The 13,768-nt window shown below is 53.6% G+C and carries 13 protein-coding genes; 9 read left to right on the top strand and 4 right to left on the bottom strand.

Annotation, left to right across the window (positions count from 1 at the left end):
* Positions 1 to 122 precede the first annotated feature (122 nt).
* Both aguB and aguA read left to right on the top strand, forming a co-directional pair.
* Entirely contained in the window at positions 123 to 1,010 is an 888-nt protein-coding gene (gene aguB, locus L2097_RS18330; RefSeq protein WP_250353448.1) for an N-carbamoylputrescine amidase, read from the top strand.
* Positions 1,010 to 2,092 carry an agmatine deiminase gene (gene aguA, locus L2097_RS18325; RefSeq protein WP_250353447.1) on the top strand — a complete coding sequence of 361 codons (1,083 nt, stop codon included), beginning with the start codon at positions 1,010 to 1,012 and terminating at the stop codon, positions 2,090 to 2,092. The genes aguB and aguA overlap by 1 nt, the downstream gene beginning before the upstream one ends.
* Before the next feature lie 136 nt (positions 2,093 to 2,228).
* On the opposite strand, the gene L2097_RS18320 is transcribed toward aguA, so the two are convergent.
* Positions 2,229 to 2,633 (bottom strand): GNAT family N-acetyltransferase, encoded by a 405-nt coding sequence (locus L2097_RS18320; protein WP_250353446.1) that lies wholly within the window; start codon positions 2,631 to 2,633, stop codon positions 2,229 to 2,231.
* Between the two features lie 82 nt (positions 2,634 to 2,715).
* Positions 2,716 to 3,477 carry a sulfite exporter TauE/SafE family protein gene (locus L2097_RS18315; protein WP_250353445.1) on the bottom strand — a complete coding sequence of 254 codons (762 nt, stop codon included), beginning with the start codon at positions 3,475 to 3,477 and terminating at the stop codon, positions 2,716 to 2,718.
* 162 nt (positions 3,478 to 3,639) lie between these two features.
* Between L2097_RS18315 and L2097_RS18310 the strand changes: the two genes are divergently transcribed.
* Together L2097_RS18310 and L2097_RS18305 are read left to right on the top strand one after the other, a co-directional pair.
* The gene (locus L2097_RS18310) at positions 3,640 to 4,545 is read left to right on the top strand and encodes a LysR substrate-binding domain-containing protein (protein ID WP_250353444.1); all 906 of its coding nucleotides are present in this window, start codon (positions 3,640 to 3,642) and stop codon (positions 4,543 to 4,545) included.
* Between the two features lie 253 nt (positions 4,546 to 4,798).
* Positions 4,799 to 6,448, top strand: a complete 1,650-nt coding sequence (locus L2097_RS18305) for an alpha,alpha-trehalase (RefSeq protein WP_047372712.1) — start codon at positions 4,799 to 4,801, stop codon at positions 6,446 to 6,448.
* Positions 6,449 to 6,462: 14 nt separating this feature from the next.
* Here L2097_RS18305 and L2097_RS18300 read toward each other — a convergent pair whose 3' ends face one another.
* The gene (locus L2097_RS18300) at positions 6,463 to 8,055 is read right to left on the bottom strand and encodes an STY4199 family HEPN domain-containing protein (RefSeq protein WP_047372711.1); all 1,593 of its coding nucleotides are present in this window, start codon (positions 8,053 to 8,055) and stop codon (positions 6,463 to 6,465) included.
* 151 nt (positions 8,056 to 8,206) lie between these two features.
* On the opposite strand from L2097_RS18300, the gene L2097_RS18295 reads away from it, so the two are divergent.
* Both L2097_RS18295 and L2097_RS18290 read left to right on the top strand, forming a co-directional pair.
* Positions 8,207 to 8,743, top strand: coding sequence for a GNAT family N-acetyltransferase (locus tag L2097_RS18295; protein ID WP_085007200.1), 537 nt, complete (start codon positions 8,207 to 8,209; stop codon positions 8,741 to 8,743).
* 67 nt (positions 8,744 to 8,810) lie between these two features.
* A complete protein-coding gene (locus tag L2097_RS18290; protein ID WP_047372709.1) occupies positions 8,811 to 9,209 on the top strand; it encodes a YdeI family stress tolerance OB fold protein in 399 nt (132 codons plus the stop codon).
* A 91-nt stretch (positions 9,210 to 9,300) separates the two neighbouring features.
* Here L2097_RS18290 and L2097_RS18285 read toward each other — a convergent pair whose 3' ends face one another.
* Entirely contained in the window at positions 9,301 to 10,059 is a 759-nt protein-coding gene (locus L2097_RS18285; RefSeq protein ID WP_047372708.1) for an SDR family NAD(P)-dependent oxidoreductase, read from the bottom strand.
* A gap of 118 nt (positions 10,060 to 10,177) precedes the next feature.
* Here L2097_RS18285 and L2097_RS18280 point away from each other — a divergent pair, with 118 nt between their 5' ends.
* The 3 genes from L2097_RS18280 to L2097_RS18270 all read left to right on the top strand — a co-directional run bounded on the left by L2097_RS18280 (position 10,178) and on the right by L2097_RS18270 (position 13,753).
* Positions 10,178 to 11,077 (top strand): LysR family transcriptional regulator, encoded by a 900-nt coding sequence (locus tag L2097_RS18280; RefSeq protein ID WP_250353443.1) that lies wholly within the window; start codon positions 10,178 to 10,180, stop codon positions 11,075 to 11,077.
* Between the two features lie 53 nt (positions 11,078 to 11,130).
* Entirely contained in the window at positions 11,131 to 12,174 is a 1,044-nt protein-coding gene (gene yhjD / locus L2097_RS18275) for an inner membrane protein YhjD (RefSeq protein WP_250353442.1), read from the top strand.
* Positions 12,175 to 12,436: 262 nt separating this feature from the next.
* The gene (locus L2097_RS18270) at positions 12,437 to 13,753 is read left to right on the top strand and encodes an MFS transporter (protein ID WP_047372705.1); all 1,317 of its coding nucleotides are present in this window, start codon (positions 12,437 to 12,439) and stop codon (positions 13,751 to 13,753) included.
* Positions 13,754 to 13,768: the final 15 nt, after the last annotated feature.

Raw genomic sequence — 13,768 nt, 5'->3', positions numbered from 1 at the left:
GTTTCATGCAAACAATACATTTTATGCATAACGCCAGACATTGCTATAGTCATCGCAACGTAAAATAAACGCGTCATTGTGTTTATTCACTGCCCCTTCAACCTCTCTTTTTGGAGACGCTCATGAGAAATGTAACGGTTGCCGCGACCCAAATGGCCTGCACCTGGGAACTTGAAAAAAACGTTGCCAATGCTGAACGCCTGGTACGCGAAGCGCACAGCAAAGGCGCACAAGTTATCCTGATTCAGGAGCTGTTCGCTGCGCCGTATTTCTGTATCGATCAGAGCCCGGAACACTATGCGCTGGCGCAGGAAGTGGTCACCAGCCCGCTGATCAAACATTTCTCTGCGCTGGCGAAAGAGCTGGAAGTGGTCCTGCCGCTGAGCCTGTTCGAAAAACACAATAACGCGTACTACAACTCGCTGGTGATGATTGATGCCGATGGCACCGTCATGGAAACCTACCGTAAAACGCATATTCCGAACGGCCCGGCTTATCAGGAAAAACAGTTCTTCATTCCAGGCGACACCGGCTTCAAAGTGTGGAACACCCGCTACGCCAAAATCGGCGTAGGCATCTGCTGGGATCAGTGGTTCCCGGAAACGGCACGCTGCCTGGCGCTGGACGGCGCGGAAATCATTTTCTACCCGACGGCAATTGGTTCTGAACCGGCTTACCCGGACATCGACAGCCAGCCGCACTGGACGCGTGTTCAGCAGGGCCACGCTGCGGCAAACCTGGTGCCGGTTATCGCCTCTAACCGTATCGGTACCGAAGCGAGCAAATATATCGAAGGGCTGGAAATGACCTTCTACGGTTCGTCGTTTATCGCCGATCAGACCGGTGAGCTGGTCGCGCAAGCCAACAAAACCGACGAAGCGGTGCTGGTACACACGTTCGATCTGGATGCGATCGCCGCACAGCGCGCATCGTGGGGCCTGTTCCGCGACCGTCGCCCGAACATGTACGGCACCCTCGCGACCTCTGACGGCAGCGTAAGGAGCAAATAATGTCTACGCTGACAACGCCGCATAAGGACGGTTTCGCCATGCCGGCAGAATGGGCGCCGCATCAGGCTGTCTGGATGTGCTGGCCATATCGTACTGACAACTGGCGCGCCAACGGTGCGCCCGCCCAACAGGCGTTCGCCGACGTGGCTGAGGCCATTTCTCGCAAGACGCCTGTCATCATGGCGGTACCGCATGCTGAAATGGAAAAGGCACGTAAAACCATGCCTGCCAGCGTCACCCTGGTGGAGATGGAGAGCGACGATGCCTGGATGCGCGATACCGGCCCAACCGTGGTACGTAACCCGGCGGGAGAGATTCGCGCCGTGAGCTGGACGTTTAACGCCTGGGGTGGGTTGCTGGGCGGTCTGTATGAGAGCTGGGATAAAGACCAGCTCGTGGCAGGCCAGGTGGCGCAGTATCACCAGATGCCGTGCTACCACACTGACCTGATTCTGGAAGGCGGCTCCATTCACGTGGATGGCGAAGGCACGCTGATGACCACCGCGGAGTGTCTGCTTAACCCGAACCGCAACCCACACCTTTCACAGGCGGAAATTGAGCAGCAGTTGCGTGAGTATCTGGGCGTTGAGACCTTTATCTGGTTACCGGAAGGGGTGTTTAACGACGAAACCGATGGTCACATCGATAATATGTGTTGTTTTGTCCGCCCGGGCGAAGTGGCATTGCACTGGACTGACGACGAGAACGATCCGCAGTACGCCCGTTCCGTTGCCGCGATGAACATCCTGGAAAACACCACGGATGCGCGTGGCCGTAAGCTGAAAATCTGGAAAGTGCCGTCACCGCAACCGCTGTATGCCAGCGCGGAAGAGACCTGTGACGTCGAGAAAGGGACAGCGATTGCGCGTACCGAAGGCAATCGTCTGGCGGGCTCATACGTGAATTATCTGGTCAGCAATGACCATATTATTTACCCGCTGCTGGACCCGGCCACCGATGCGCAGGCTGAAGTGCTGTTTCGCCAGATGTACCCGGACTTTCTGATTACCGGTGTTCCGGCGCGTGAGATCCTGCTCGGCGGCGGTAATATTCACTGCATTACGCAGCAGATTCCGCGTTAATTCCGCAAACCCTCGCCCCTGCCCTCTCCCTAAAAGGGAGAGGGTGAAAAGCCAGCCCGCAGCACGCGCGATCGGTTCCCTCGCCCCGTTGGGGAGAGGGTTAGGGTGAGGGGAAAACACCGCACCGCCAGGAAATTTACCGCCGCGCCATTCGCACGTACTCCACCCCTTTTTTGAAGAAGTGCTCTCCTTCGGGACGGAATCCAAATTTCGTGTAGAAATTGACGGCGCCGATACGCGCATCCAGGCACACTTCATGTACCCCGGCCTCCGCCATCTTTTCCAGCACCGACTGAAACAAAAAGCGCCCGAAACCCTGCCGCTGATACGTTTTCAGGGTCGCGAACTTGCGAATCTGACACACCGACGCATCCAGCATGAACACCGACAGGCAGCTCACCGGCTTGCCGTTATGCAGCACGCCAAAATGTTGTGCATCATCGTCGCCCTCCACCCTTGACGCCTCACGGGGAAGTTGCGGCCATAATACCGGGTGGCGAATATCAAGGCAGTCGTCGAGAGTAATCGTCGTGAATTTCATTGTCATCTCACGCAAATATCGGGAAAATGCTGACAATAACACGCGAAGGCGTCGGCAGATCATTCGATAACCTGATGCACCGTTAACGCAGGGTTTCCCATAACAGTTTTATCAGGAGCGTTGCGGCCAGAATCAGGAACAGACGGCGGATCCACACATTTCCGCCCTGCAGGGCAACACGCACGCCCACCAGCGAACCACAAATAGCGGAAATCCCTAACGGTATCGCTATATCGTAATGAATCAGGCCATGAGGAATTAAAAAGAATAACGTGGAGAAATTGGTGCCGAAATTTACCACCTTCGCACAGGCCGTTGCGCGTAAAAAATCAAAATGGAAAAAGCGGATAAATAAAAAGAGCAGAAAACTGCCGGTCCCCGGGCCGATAAATCCGTCATAAAAGCCAATCGCAAAACCTAACAATATCCCCTTCGCCAAATCACCTCGGGTGGGTTCCCGGCTGGTATCGCTATGACCGAACTGTGGTTTAAACCACGTGTACGCCAGCATGATCGCCAGCACCACAATCACTATCGGGCGCATCCAGTCCGATGGCATAAAATCAAGCAACCGTATACCCGTGTATGCGCCGATAACCGCACTTATGGCGGTCGGCAAAATCAATGTCCATGGCAATCGCAGGCGCGCGGTGAATTGTTTAATAGACATCAGGTGCCCCATCACCGAGGAGCACTTATCGATTCCCATTATTTCGGCAGGCGTGAAGTGCGGTAGCGTAGAATAAAACGTCGGCATCGTAATCAGCCCACCCCCGCCTACCGCCGCATTAATGATTCCGGCAATAAACGCCACGGGTAGTAATACCAATAACTCACTGCTCATCTGCTTTTCCTGGTTTCAGCGTACAGGAGTGCCCCGCGCGCGGGACCGCCTGAAAAAAGAGGGGAATTGCGTTTTATTTATAATCCGGCGGCTATAGTAAATTTGCGATTTATACCTGTCCAATATATAAATCTCTATATATTTATATAGCTGGAAATATAAATGGAATTCCGTCACCTTCGCTATTTCCTGGCCGTGGCCGAGGAACTACACTTCACCCGCGCGGCAGAAAAGCTCAACATCGGCCAGCCGCCATTATCACAACAGATTCAGGCACTTGAACAAGAGCTTGGCGTTCTGTTGTTCAATCGCACCCGCCGCAAAGTCGCTTTGACAGAAGCGGGCGAGCATTTCGTGATTAAAGCCAGGGAGATGTTACGACTTAGTAGCGACCTGCCCGCAGAACTACAGGCTATCGCGCAGGGAAAAAGCGGCGAGTTACGCATTGGGTTTACCACCACCGGGCTGCTGGTTGATGAACTTAGCGAACCGCTCAAAGCTTTCCGCCGTCAGTTCCCTGCGGTTCGGGTCACGCTCAGCGAGATGTACTCACAGCAACAATTCACTGCTCTGCTGAATGAGGATATCGATGTGGGATACATTCGCGTCACACCGGGCACCACCCGCGATGGCCTGAATATCCGCGTACTCAGGCGCGACCAGCTCTGCGTCGTGCTGCCGGACGATCATCCCAAAGCCGCCTGTAAAACCCTGACCATTAGCGATGTGAAAGAGGAGCCTTTTATCTTTTATCCCGACACTGCCGGTGCGTCGGTGCCGGATAAAGTCAGGCGTATGTGCCAAAAATCGGGCTTCACCCCCTATGTCGTACAGGAGGCGGCGGAAGTGTTGACGCATATCGGGCTTGTCGGCGCAGGCGTGGGGGTTTCCGTCTTACCCAGGCCCATCGATCAGCTCAAGCCAAAGGGAGTGAAGTTTATCCCTCTTGCCGAAGATGACGCAGAGTTATGCATGGCGATCGTCACCCGCAAAAGTGAGAATAACCCACGAACGCTGAATTTTTTGCGGTTATTGACTGGCGTGAATGCAGGAAAGTCACCAGGCTAAAGGGATTACCCTGAACATTCATAACCTGTTGCATTTTGAATGTTCTGAATTCTGTCGTTGCGCTTGCTGACACATAGCAATTAAGTGATTGAAAAAATAAAAATTAATAGATTTCGCTCTTTTTTCACCAATATCTAAATGTGATCTAGCGCACACTTTGCACCCCAAAGATCGAGGCGAATGTCTAAGCTTAATAGATATGCCGGGAAACACCCGTAATCTCTTACGACGACCTCCGGAGGCCATTATTATTATGTTCAACCAGAAACTTCACAGCGCTGAATCCGTAGAGTTTGGGATCGCAGAAGAACCCCGCTACGAAATCGATCCCTGCGAGTTAAAACTGGCTGAAATGATCGACGCAGAGCCGGAACCGGAAATGATCGAGGGGCTGCCAGCTTCGGATGCCCTGACCCCTGCCGATCGTTATCTTGAACTGTTTGAACACGTTCAGTCATCACGTATTTTTGCCGACAGCAAAACATTCCCGGACTGTGCGCCGAAAATGGATCCGCTCGATATTTTAATTCGCTATCGCAAAATTAAGCGCAAGCCCGATTTTGACCTGCGACTGTTTGTTCAGGCGCACTTCTGGATGCCGGAAACCTATGGCAGTGAATACGTTTCCGACCCGGAAAACTCCCTCAAAGAGCACATCGACCAGCTCTGGCCGGTGCTGACGCGTGAACCGCAGGATCATATCCCATGGTCATCGCTGCTTGCCCTGCCGCAAGCCTATATCGTCCCCGGTGGGCGATTTAGCGAAACCTACTATTGGGACTCCTATTTCACCATGCTGGGGCTGGCGGAGAGCGGTCGCCATGACATGCTGAAATGCATGGCGGATAATTTCGCCTGGATGATCGAACGCTACGGCCATATCCCGAACGGCAACCGTACCTATTATCTCAGCCGTTCACAGCCGCCGGTCTTTGCCCTGATGGTCGAACTGTTCGAAGAGGATGGCGTGCGCGGCGCGCGACGTTATCTGGACCATCTGCTCATGGAGTATGACTTCTGGATGGATGGGGCGGAATCGCTGTTGCCGAACCAGGCCTATCGCCACGCGGTACGTATGCCTGACGGCTCCCTGCTCAACCGTTACTGGGACGACAGGGACACGCCGCGTGACGAATCCTGGCTGGAGGATGTGGAAACAGCGAAGCACTCTTCCCGCCCGGCTAACGAGGTCTATCGGGATCTCCGTGCGGGCGCGGCGTCCGGCTGGGACTACTCATCGCGCTGGCTGCGAGATGCCAATCGCCTGGCAAGTATTCGCACCACCCAGTTTATCCCAATAGACCTGAACGCCTTCCTGTTCAAACTGGAAAGCGCCATCGCCAATATTGCCGGTTTAAAAGGCGAGCGTGAGCGTGAGGCACAATTCCGTCTGAAAGCCAGCGACAGACGCGCGGCGGTCAATCGCTACTTGTGGGATGAGGAAAAGGGCTGCTATCGCGATTACGACTGGCGCCGTGGCGAAATGGCGCTCTTTTCCGCGGCTAGCCTGGTACCGTTGTATGTCGGCATGGCCACTCATGAGCAGGCAGACAAGCTGGCAGAGGCCACACGTACGCGCCTGATGACGCCTGGCGGTATTCTGGCGACAGAGTATGAAACCGGCGAGCAGTGGGATAAGCCCAACGGCTGGGCGCCTTTACAGTGGATGGCGATTCAGGGCTTTAAATTGTATGGCAACGACGCGCTGGGTGATGAAATTGCCCATAACTGGTTGCGCACCGTTAACCATTTCTACCAGCGCCACCACAAACTTATTGAGAAATACCATATCGCCAGCAGCACGCCGCGCGAAGGGGGCGGGGGGGAATATCCGCTCCAGGATGGCTTTGGCTGGACAAACGGTGTGGTTCGTCGCCTGATCGGGTTATACGGGGAGCCGTAGCTCCCCCTGCTGACTCAGTCGATAGCATCATAAATGGCCGACTGGATATCCGCCCATTTTTTACTGTTATCGTCAGGCGCAGCCTCATAACGCAACTGCGCCTGTTCCATTTCATAACGCTGACGTCTCACTACGGGTTCCGACGTACAGAATGCCTGTAAGTAGTTCTTCCGCAACGATGTCAGCTTCGTGCCGGAAGACATCTCATGCGCCATGTTCTCGATAAACCGACGACAAGGGCGGTTTTCGTCCATCTGTAACCGATAGCGCAGCAACATCTCCAGCACATCCGTGTAATCATTCGCCATGGCCTGCTCTGTCCACGACAATTTCCAGCTCATGCCCGTACGCAGAAACAGCGAAACGACGCGGGTATCGTTGCGGTCGATAGCAGAACGGAAGTTGCCCTCATCACGGCTGATTCCCATTTTGGTCAGCTCTTCTTTTGGCGTCGCTTTCTCTTTATCCTGAGAGATAGGAACCGTAATGCGCCCTTGATCCGCGAGCGGCGCCGATACGGATGATGCGTCGCTGAATAACCAGAATGCTCCTGCCACGATAACCAGCACCGCAACGCCGACTGCGCCCCACAGCGCTTTGGTAAGTATCTGTTCACGCTCCTCGCGGCTACGCGCGGCGCGTTTGTCCGGCCTTTCAATTCCATCGCGAATTTGCATAGCATCACCTCCCGCTGCACGATCTTTTTTGCGCGCCTGTTCCCAGAATGTATCTAAATCATCCTCAGCCTCTTCCAGCAAGCTTGCTGGATTAATCTGTATGCGCCCGTCATCCCATGCTCGCTGCACGGGTCCGGCAATCTGCGGAAAATAGTTATCCAGGAGCATTAACTGGTTCGAGGTTAGCGGTTGTCCCGCGACAACGGCGCTGCGGATTTGCCGAATATCGTCCAGAAAAGTTTGCAGCGTTTTGCGCGGCTCAAGAAACAGACTCAATACCGGTGAATCATTAAAAAGCCGGGCATAATGCTGACTAAATTCTTTCTTATCGATTAATAACAGCGCCAGCTCGCTAAATAACATGCCACTGAGTACATCGTTGCGATCGCCGATTTTCAACCAGCGACGAACGCAATCGGCGCCAAATCGCGTTTTCAGGTGGTTGCTAAGCCGCAGCGCATCCGGCCAGGCATTTGTCACCAGCGATTTGAGCATCAACTCCAGCGCGCGTAACTGCTTCAACCCCTGCAACTGCCCTTCTTTGTCCGCATTCAGGGTGGTCGCATAGGTCAGCAACGGTTGCTTCGCCCGTAGATGTTCCAGCATGCGCACGAAACGCAGCGCGACAATGAGCTGGTTCTCTGTAACGTTCTGCCCCTTTTCATAATAAGGCACCAGTTGTTGCAAATGGCGTAGCTGCAGGGTGAATTGGGTTAGTTCTGAATCATTAAGCCTTAACCGTTTCGCAACAGCGCCCCATCCGCCAAGGCTCAGACGCGCGATATCGAGTTGTTCAAGAAACCAGCGAGGATCCTTCCCTTCGTCAAAATGCACATTTAGCAGCATTAATATTTCTATCGATGCCTGACGAATAATTCCTGTGCATTGCTCGAATTGTTCCCCCAGGCTCTGCGAGGATATATGGGTCATTCTTTTCCTTTAAGTACAACCGGCGAAATAATTAACTGGTAAAAAGAAACGTTAATTTTTCTTTATTTATGGATAGTTAAAACATAGACCAGTTAATGATTATTATCAGTGATAGTGGTTTTAACACGAAAAAAACAATGGAGCTATTTTTATGCCGACGCTGCTCACTCCCCGGCTCATTTGCACTCCGATAACACCACAAGACTGGCCTTTTTTCCTCGCCTTACAGCAGGACAGGCAGGTCATGCGGTATGTTGCCGAAGACCGCCCGCCAGAAGCCATCCGCGAAGCGTTTGACACCCGCCTGCCCGTCTGGTCTCCCGGCAGTGAACACTGGCTCTGTCTGGTCGTTCGTGATATCGCCACGCAGACCCCGCTTGGTGTCACGGGCTATCGTCATCATGAAGCAGACTGCGCCGAAGTCGGGTTCCTGTTTGCCGTCCAGGCTCAGGGTAAAGGTTACGGACTGGAGTCGCTACAGGCGGTCTGCCGCTATGCCTTTGCTGAGGGTGGCATCCGCCGCCTTGTGGCGACCGTGACGGCAGGAAATGATGCTTCAAGGCGTTTACTGGAAAAGGTCGGTTTTGTGCAGGAAGGCGAACTGCGCGAGGCTTTCTGGCTGGCGGGTCACTGGCATAACGACTGGCTGTTTGGTCTGCTGCGCCATGAATACCGCGAAAGCAGATAATTCACCTGTCATCTTCCTCTCTCTGTGCCAGGCTTAGGCAGTGTTTTGGCAATAAAGAGGAGTGCATATGAAGAAGATTCTGCTGATAACAAGTTTGACAGCATTATTCTCCATGGCGGCATTCGCGCAGGATGCGACGGGTTTAAAGACGGATAAAGCGCCGCCACCGCCGCATAAAATGGAAGAGGGCTACCGTGGAATGGAGGATGCCCGTAGCATGACCATTCAACAGGCGAAAACCATGCATGACGGAGCTTCCGTTTCGCTCAAAGGGTACCTTGTGAAGAAAACAGGGGAAGATCTCTATCAGTTCCGCGACAAAACCGGGCAAATTGACGTCTATATCCCGATGGCCATTTTCGATGGCAAAAATGTCTCTCCGGACGAACTGGTGGGCATTAGCGGGTCGTTAGATGCCAAGCAGAAACCGGCCCGTATTAAAGTCAGCCACTTTCAGAAGCAATAATCGTCTCTCCGCCCGGGGCATAACGCCGCCGGGCAAAGGATAACGCATACGTCTGATACCGAGAGATAATCCACACTTCACTCTCGGCCTTTTACAGGAACATCCCGCCGGAGACTTCCACGCGCTGAGCATTCATCCATGCCAGGTCATCACTCAGTAATGCCGCCATCGCGCCGCCAATATCATCCGGCTTACCGACGCGCCCCAGCGCCGTTTGCCCGGCAATATGTTTATTAATTTGCGGGTTATCGCGGACTTCGCCACCGCGGAAATCGGTCTCAATCGCCCCGGGGGCAATGATATTGACGGAAATCCCACGAGCGCCCAACTCTTTGGCCTGATAGCGGGTCAGCACTTCCATCGCCCCTTTCATTGCGCCATACGTCGCGTATCCTGGCAGCGCAAAACGCGCCAGCCCGCTGGAAACATTGAGGATGCGGCCACCGTCCGCCAGCAGAGGCAACAGGCGCTGCGTCAGGAAGAAAGGCCCTTTAAAATGAATGTTCATTAATTCATCAAATTGCGCTTCGCTGGCCTCAGCAAAGGGAACCGCGATGCCGACACCGGCATTGTTTAATAAATAATCAAACGTATCCCGGTTCCAGACGTCTTTTAGCTGATGTTGTACGTTCAGGGCAAAAGCCTCAAAACTCGCCACATCGCCGACGTTTAATTGCAAAGCCACCGCTTTCACGCCTTTTGCCGCAATTTCCGCCACAACTTCATCAGCGGCTTGCTGGTTGTTGTTGTAGGTCAGGATAACGGCGGTTCCACGTTCTGCCAGCTTCAGCGCTGCGTTTTTTCCCAATCCACGGCTGCCGCCGGTCACTAATGCGATACGTTGTGTCATAAGAAACCTCATTTTGTCTGCTGTTCACTGTGGAAAAAGCTTATTAGCTGGTGGTAAAACAATAAAGGCACTGAATTACGCTTCACTGTTTCACTTACAACAACAATGGAAGCATTCAATGGATAAAATTTATGCAATGCAATTGTTCATCCGCGTGGCAGAACTGGAGAGTTTTTCCCGCGCGGCAGACTCCTTAGGTCTACCCAAAGGCAGTGTTTCGCGGCAGATTCAGACGCTGGAAAATCATCTTGGTACACAGCTGTTACATCGCACAACGCGACGGGTGCAGCTCACCCAGGACGGCATGGTCTATTACGAGCGGGCCAAAGATTTGCTCGCCAATATGGATGAGCTCGACGGGCTTTTTCTGCACGATCCGTCAAGCATCAGCGGGCGGTTGCGCGTTGATATGCCCGTGGCCGTGGCGAAAAACCTGGTGATTCCTCGGCTACCGGCCTTTTTGCAGCAATATCCGGGGATTGAGCTGGAGCTGAGCAGCAGCGATCGGCTGGTGGATATTATTCGCGAAGGATTTGACTGCGTGGTGCGCGTCGGCACGCTGAAAGATTCCGGCCTGATTGCCCGCCCGCTGGGTAAGCTTTCCATTATCAACTGCGCCAGCCCCGACTACCTGGCGCGCTTCGGCTACCCGGAGAGTCTGGACGATCTCTCTTCGCATGCGGTCGTGCATTACGCCCTCAACCTCGGCGCGCGCCCACAAGGCTTTGAAGTTTGCCTTGATAAACAGACCACATGGGTGAAAACCGGCGGCATTTTGACAGTAAACAGTACCGAGACCTATCACGCCGCCTGCCTCGCAGGGCTGGGGATTATCCAGGTGCCGCGCATCGGCGTGCGGGAAGCTCTGCGCGCTGGCAAGCTGGTAGAAATCCTGCCGCAATATCGCGCAGAACCCATGCAGGTATCCCTGATTTATCCCCATCGCCGGAATCTGTCGCGTCGCGTGCACCTGTTTATGGAATGGCTGGCCGGGGTGATGAAAGATTACGTCGATTAGACGCAGTCTATAATTTTATTCACTGCGAGCTATAAAGAAGGAAAATTGCCCTGATGACGCCGGAAAACAGCGAAAAACGTCCGACCCAGGATTTGGATTACGAGCCAATCAGAAAAATGGACACCTCGGGAACATCAACGAAAGACACCACGCCCAATGCTGATAACAACGCGGCGCGATCAACGCTGGAAACCGTCACTCACGTGGCGAAAAAAGTGCAGCGCCGTCCAATGATTGCGCATCTGATTCGCGCCACTGAGCGCTTCAATGACCGTATGGGAAACCAGTTTGGTGCCGCCATCACCTATTTCTCATTTTTGTCGATGATACCCATCATGATGGTCTCTTTTGCCGCGGCCGGGTTTGTGCTGGCCTCACACCCCACGCTATTGCAGGACATTTTCAATAAGATCCTGACCAACGTCAGCGACCCGACGCTGGCGACAACCCTGAAAAACACCATCAATACCGCCGTGCAACAGCGTACGACGGTAGGTATTGTCGGGCTGGCGATCGCGCTCTATTCCGGCATTAACTGGATGGGAAACCTGCGCGAAGCGATACGCGCGCAGTCCCGGGATGTCTGGGAGCGTACCCCGCAAGACCAGGAAAAAATCTGGCTGAAATATTTCCGTGATTTTATTTCGCTGATTGGCCTGCTGGTGGCGCTGATCGTCACCCTTTCCATCACCTCCGTTGCCGGCTCGGCGCAGGAGATGATTATCTCCGCACTCTATCTTGATAATATTGAGTGGCTGAAACCTGCATGGCGACTGATTGGTCTGGCGATCTCTGTGTTTGCCAACTATCTGTTATTCTTCTGGATTTTCTGGCGTCTGCCACGCCACCGTCCACGCAAAAAGGCATTGATTCGCGGTACATTTATCGCGGCGATTGGCTTTGAGGTGATTAAAATCGTGATGACCTATACGCTGCCATCGCTGGTGAAATCGCCTTCTGGCGCCGCCTTCGGTTCTGTACTGGGCCTGATGGCGTTCTTCTACTTTTTTGCCCGATTGACGTTGTTTTGCGCCGCATGGATTGCGACTGCGCACTACAAAGACGACCCACGGATGCCGGGCAAATCACACCGCTAAAACCTTAATTGGGCTGAATATTTCAGCCCAATTCATCATTTCAGCATTAATATCCAGGTTGTAACTTTTATTTAACCTAAAACCAGTTTTAAATTCTATTATTGAAAATATGTGAAGCATTTCATGGAAGAGAAACCTCAAGTCTGAAAATTATCCGCTTTTTGCCTGGTTTTTGTACGTTTTCGGACTTTGTTACAGATTGAAATGTCGCTTTTGCTGTGGCTAATATGGTCGTTCGTTCGCCCAAAAATAAGAAAATTTTATGCAAGCCACAGCCACAACCTTAGACAACGAGCAGGAAATCACTCCGGTAAACTCACGCAGTAAAGTGGTAATCGCTTCACTGATTGGCACCGCTATCGAATTCTTTGATTTCTATATCTATGCCACTGCCGCAGTTATCGTTTTCCCGCATATCTTCTTCCCGCAAGGTGACCCGACCGCCGCAACGCTGCAGTCGCTCGCCACCTTTGCGATTGCCTTCGTCGCACGTCCTATCGGCTCTGCCGTGTTTGGTCATTTCGGCGATCGCGTAGGACGCAAAGTCACTCTGGTGGCGTCATTGCTGACGATGGGGATCTCCACGGTATTAATTGGCCTGCTGCCGAGCTATAACAGCATTGGCGTGATGGCGCCGCTGCTGCTGGCGCTGGCACGTTTTGGCCAGGGTCTGGGACTGGGCGGTGAATGGGGCGGCGCGGCGTTGCTGGCGACAGAGAACGCGCCGGCGAAAAAACGCGCCCTGTACGGCTCCTTCCCGCAATTAGGCGCGCCGATTGGCTTCTTCTTCGCGAACGGCACCTTCCTGCTGCTCTCCTGGTTACTGACTGACGAGCAGTTTATGAGCTGGGGCTGGCGCGTACCGTTTATCTTCTCCGCCGTGCTGGTATTGATTGGCCTGTATGTTCGTGTGTCACTGCACGAAACCCCGGTGTTTGCCAAAATCGCCGCCGCGAAAAAACAGGTAAAAATCCCGCTGGGCACCCTGCTGACCAAACATGTGCGCGTCACCGTACTGGGGACGTTCATCATGCTGGCTACCTACACGCTGTTCTATATTATGACCGTCTATTCCATGACGTTCAGCACCTCGCCGACCGGGCTGGGTATGCCGCGTAACGAAGTGCTGTGGATGCTGATGATGGCAGTCATTGGTTTTGGCGTGATGGTACCGGTTGCCGGGCTGCTGGCAGATAAATACGGTCGTCGTAACAGCATGATTGTGATTACGAGCCTGATTATCCTTTTCGCCCTGTTCGTCTTCCCGCCGCTGCTGGGTTCCGGTAATCCCGCGCTGGTGATGGCTTATCTGCTGATCGGCCTGAGCCTGATGGGGCTGACGTTTGGCCCAATGGGCGCGCTGCTGCCAGAACTGTTCCCGACGGAAGTGCGTTACACCGGTGCGTCATTCTCATACAACGTCTCGTCGATTCTGGGCGCGTCCGTTGCGCCGTATATCGCCACCTGGCTGCAGGCGAATTACGGTCTGATGTATGTGGGGATCTATCTGGCCGCGATGGCAGCCCTGACGCTGACCGCGCTGTTGCTGACTCACGAGACCAAACACCAGTCGTTGTAATGGTCAGGGCTTGAT

The organism is Citrobacter sp. MNAZ 1397 (genome assembly GCF_023613995.1).
GTDB lineage: Bacteria > Pseudomonadota > Gammaproteobacteria > Enterobacterales > Enterobacteriaceae > Phytobacter > Phytobacter ursingii.
This window is presented reverse-complemented; position numbering and strand designations above follow the sequence as displayed.

Excerpts from the sequence above, each read along its gene's own strand:
- L2097_RS18285 (WP_047372708.1), bottom strand. The coding sequence starts at position 10,059 with ATGACACAACGTATCGCATTAGTGACCGGCGGCAGCCGTGGATTGGGA.
- L2097_RS18295 (WP_085007200.1), top strand. The coding sequence starts at position 8,207 with ATGCCGACGCTGCTCACTCCCCGGCTCATTTGCACTCCGATAACACCA.
- aguA (WP_250353447.1), top strand. The coding sequence starts at position 1,010 with ATGTCTACGCTGACAACGCCGCATAAGGACGGTTTCGCCATGCCGGCA.
- L2097_RS18300 (WP_047372711.1), bottom strand. The coding sequence starts at position 8,055 with ATGACCCATATATCCTCGCAGAGCCTGGGGGAACAATTCGAGCAATGC.
- L2097_RS18280 (WP_250353443.1), top strand. The coding sequence starts at position 10,178 with ATGGATAAAATTTATGCAATGCAATTGTTCATCCGCGTGGCAGAACTG.
- yhjD (WP_250353442.1), top strand. The coding sequence starts at position 11,131 with ATGACGCCGGAAAACAGCGAAAAACGTCCGACCCAGGATTTGGATTAC.
- L2097_RS18315 (WP_250353445.1), bottom strand. The coding sequence starts at position 3,477 with ATGAGCAGTGAGTTATTGGTATTACTACCCGTGGCGTTTATTGCCGGA.
- L2097_RS18290 (WP_047372709.1), top strand. The coding sequence starts at position 8,811 with ATGAAGAAGATTCTGCTGATAACAAGTTTGACAGCATTATTCTCCATG.
- aguB (WP_250353448.1), top strand. The coding sequence starts at position 123 with ATGAGAAATGTAACGGTTGCCGCGACCCAAATGGCCTGCACCTGGGAA.
- L2097_RS18305 (WP_047372712.1), top strand. The coding sequence starts at position 4,799 with ATGTTCAACCAGAAACTTCACAGCGCTGAATCCGTAGAGTTTGGGATC.
- L2097_RS18270 (WP_047372705.1), top strand. The coding sequence starts at position 12,437 with ATGCAAGCCACAGCCACAACCTTAGACAACGAGCAGGAAATCACTCCG.
- L2097_RS18310 (WP_250353444.1), top strand. The coding sequence starts at position 3,640 with ATGGAATTCCGTCACCTTCGCTATTTCCTGGCCGTGGCCGAGGAACTA.
- L2097_RS18320 (WP_250353446.1), bottom strand. The coding sequence starts at position 2,633 with ATGAAATTCACGACGATTACTCTCGACGACTGCCTTGATATTCGCCAC.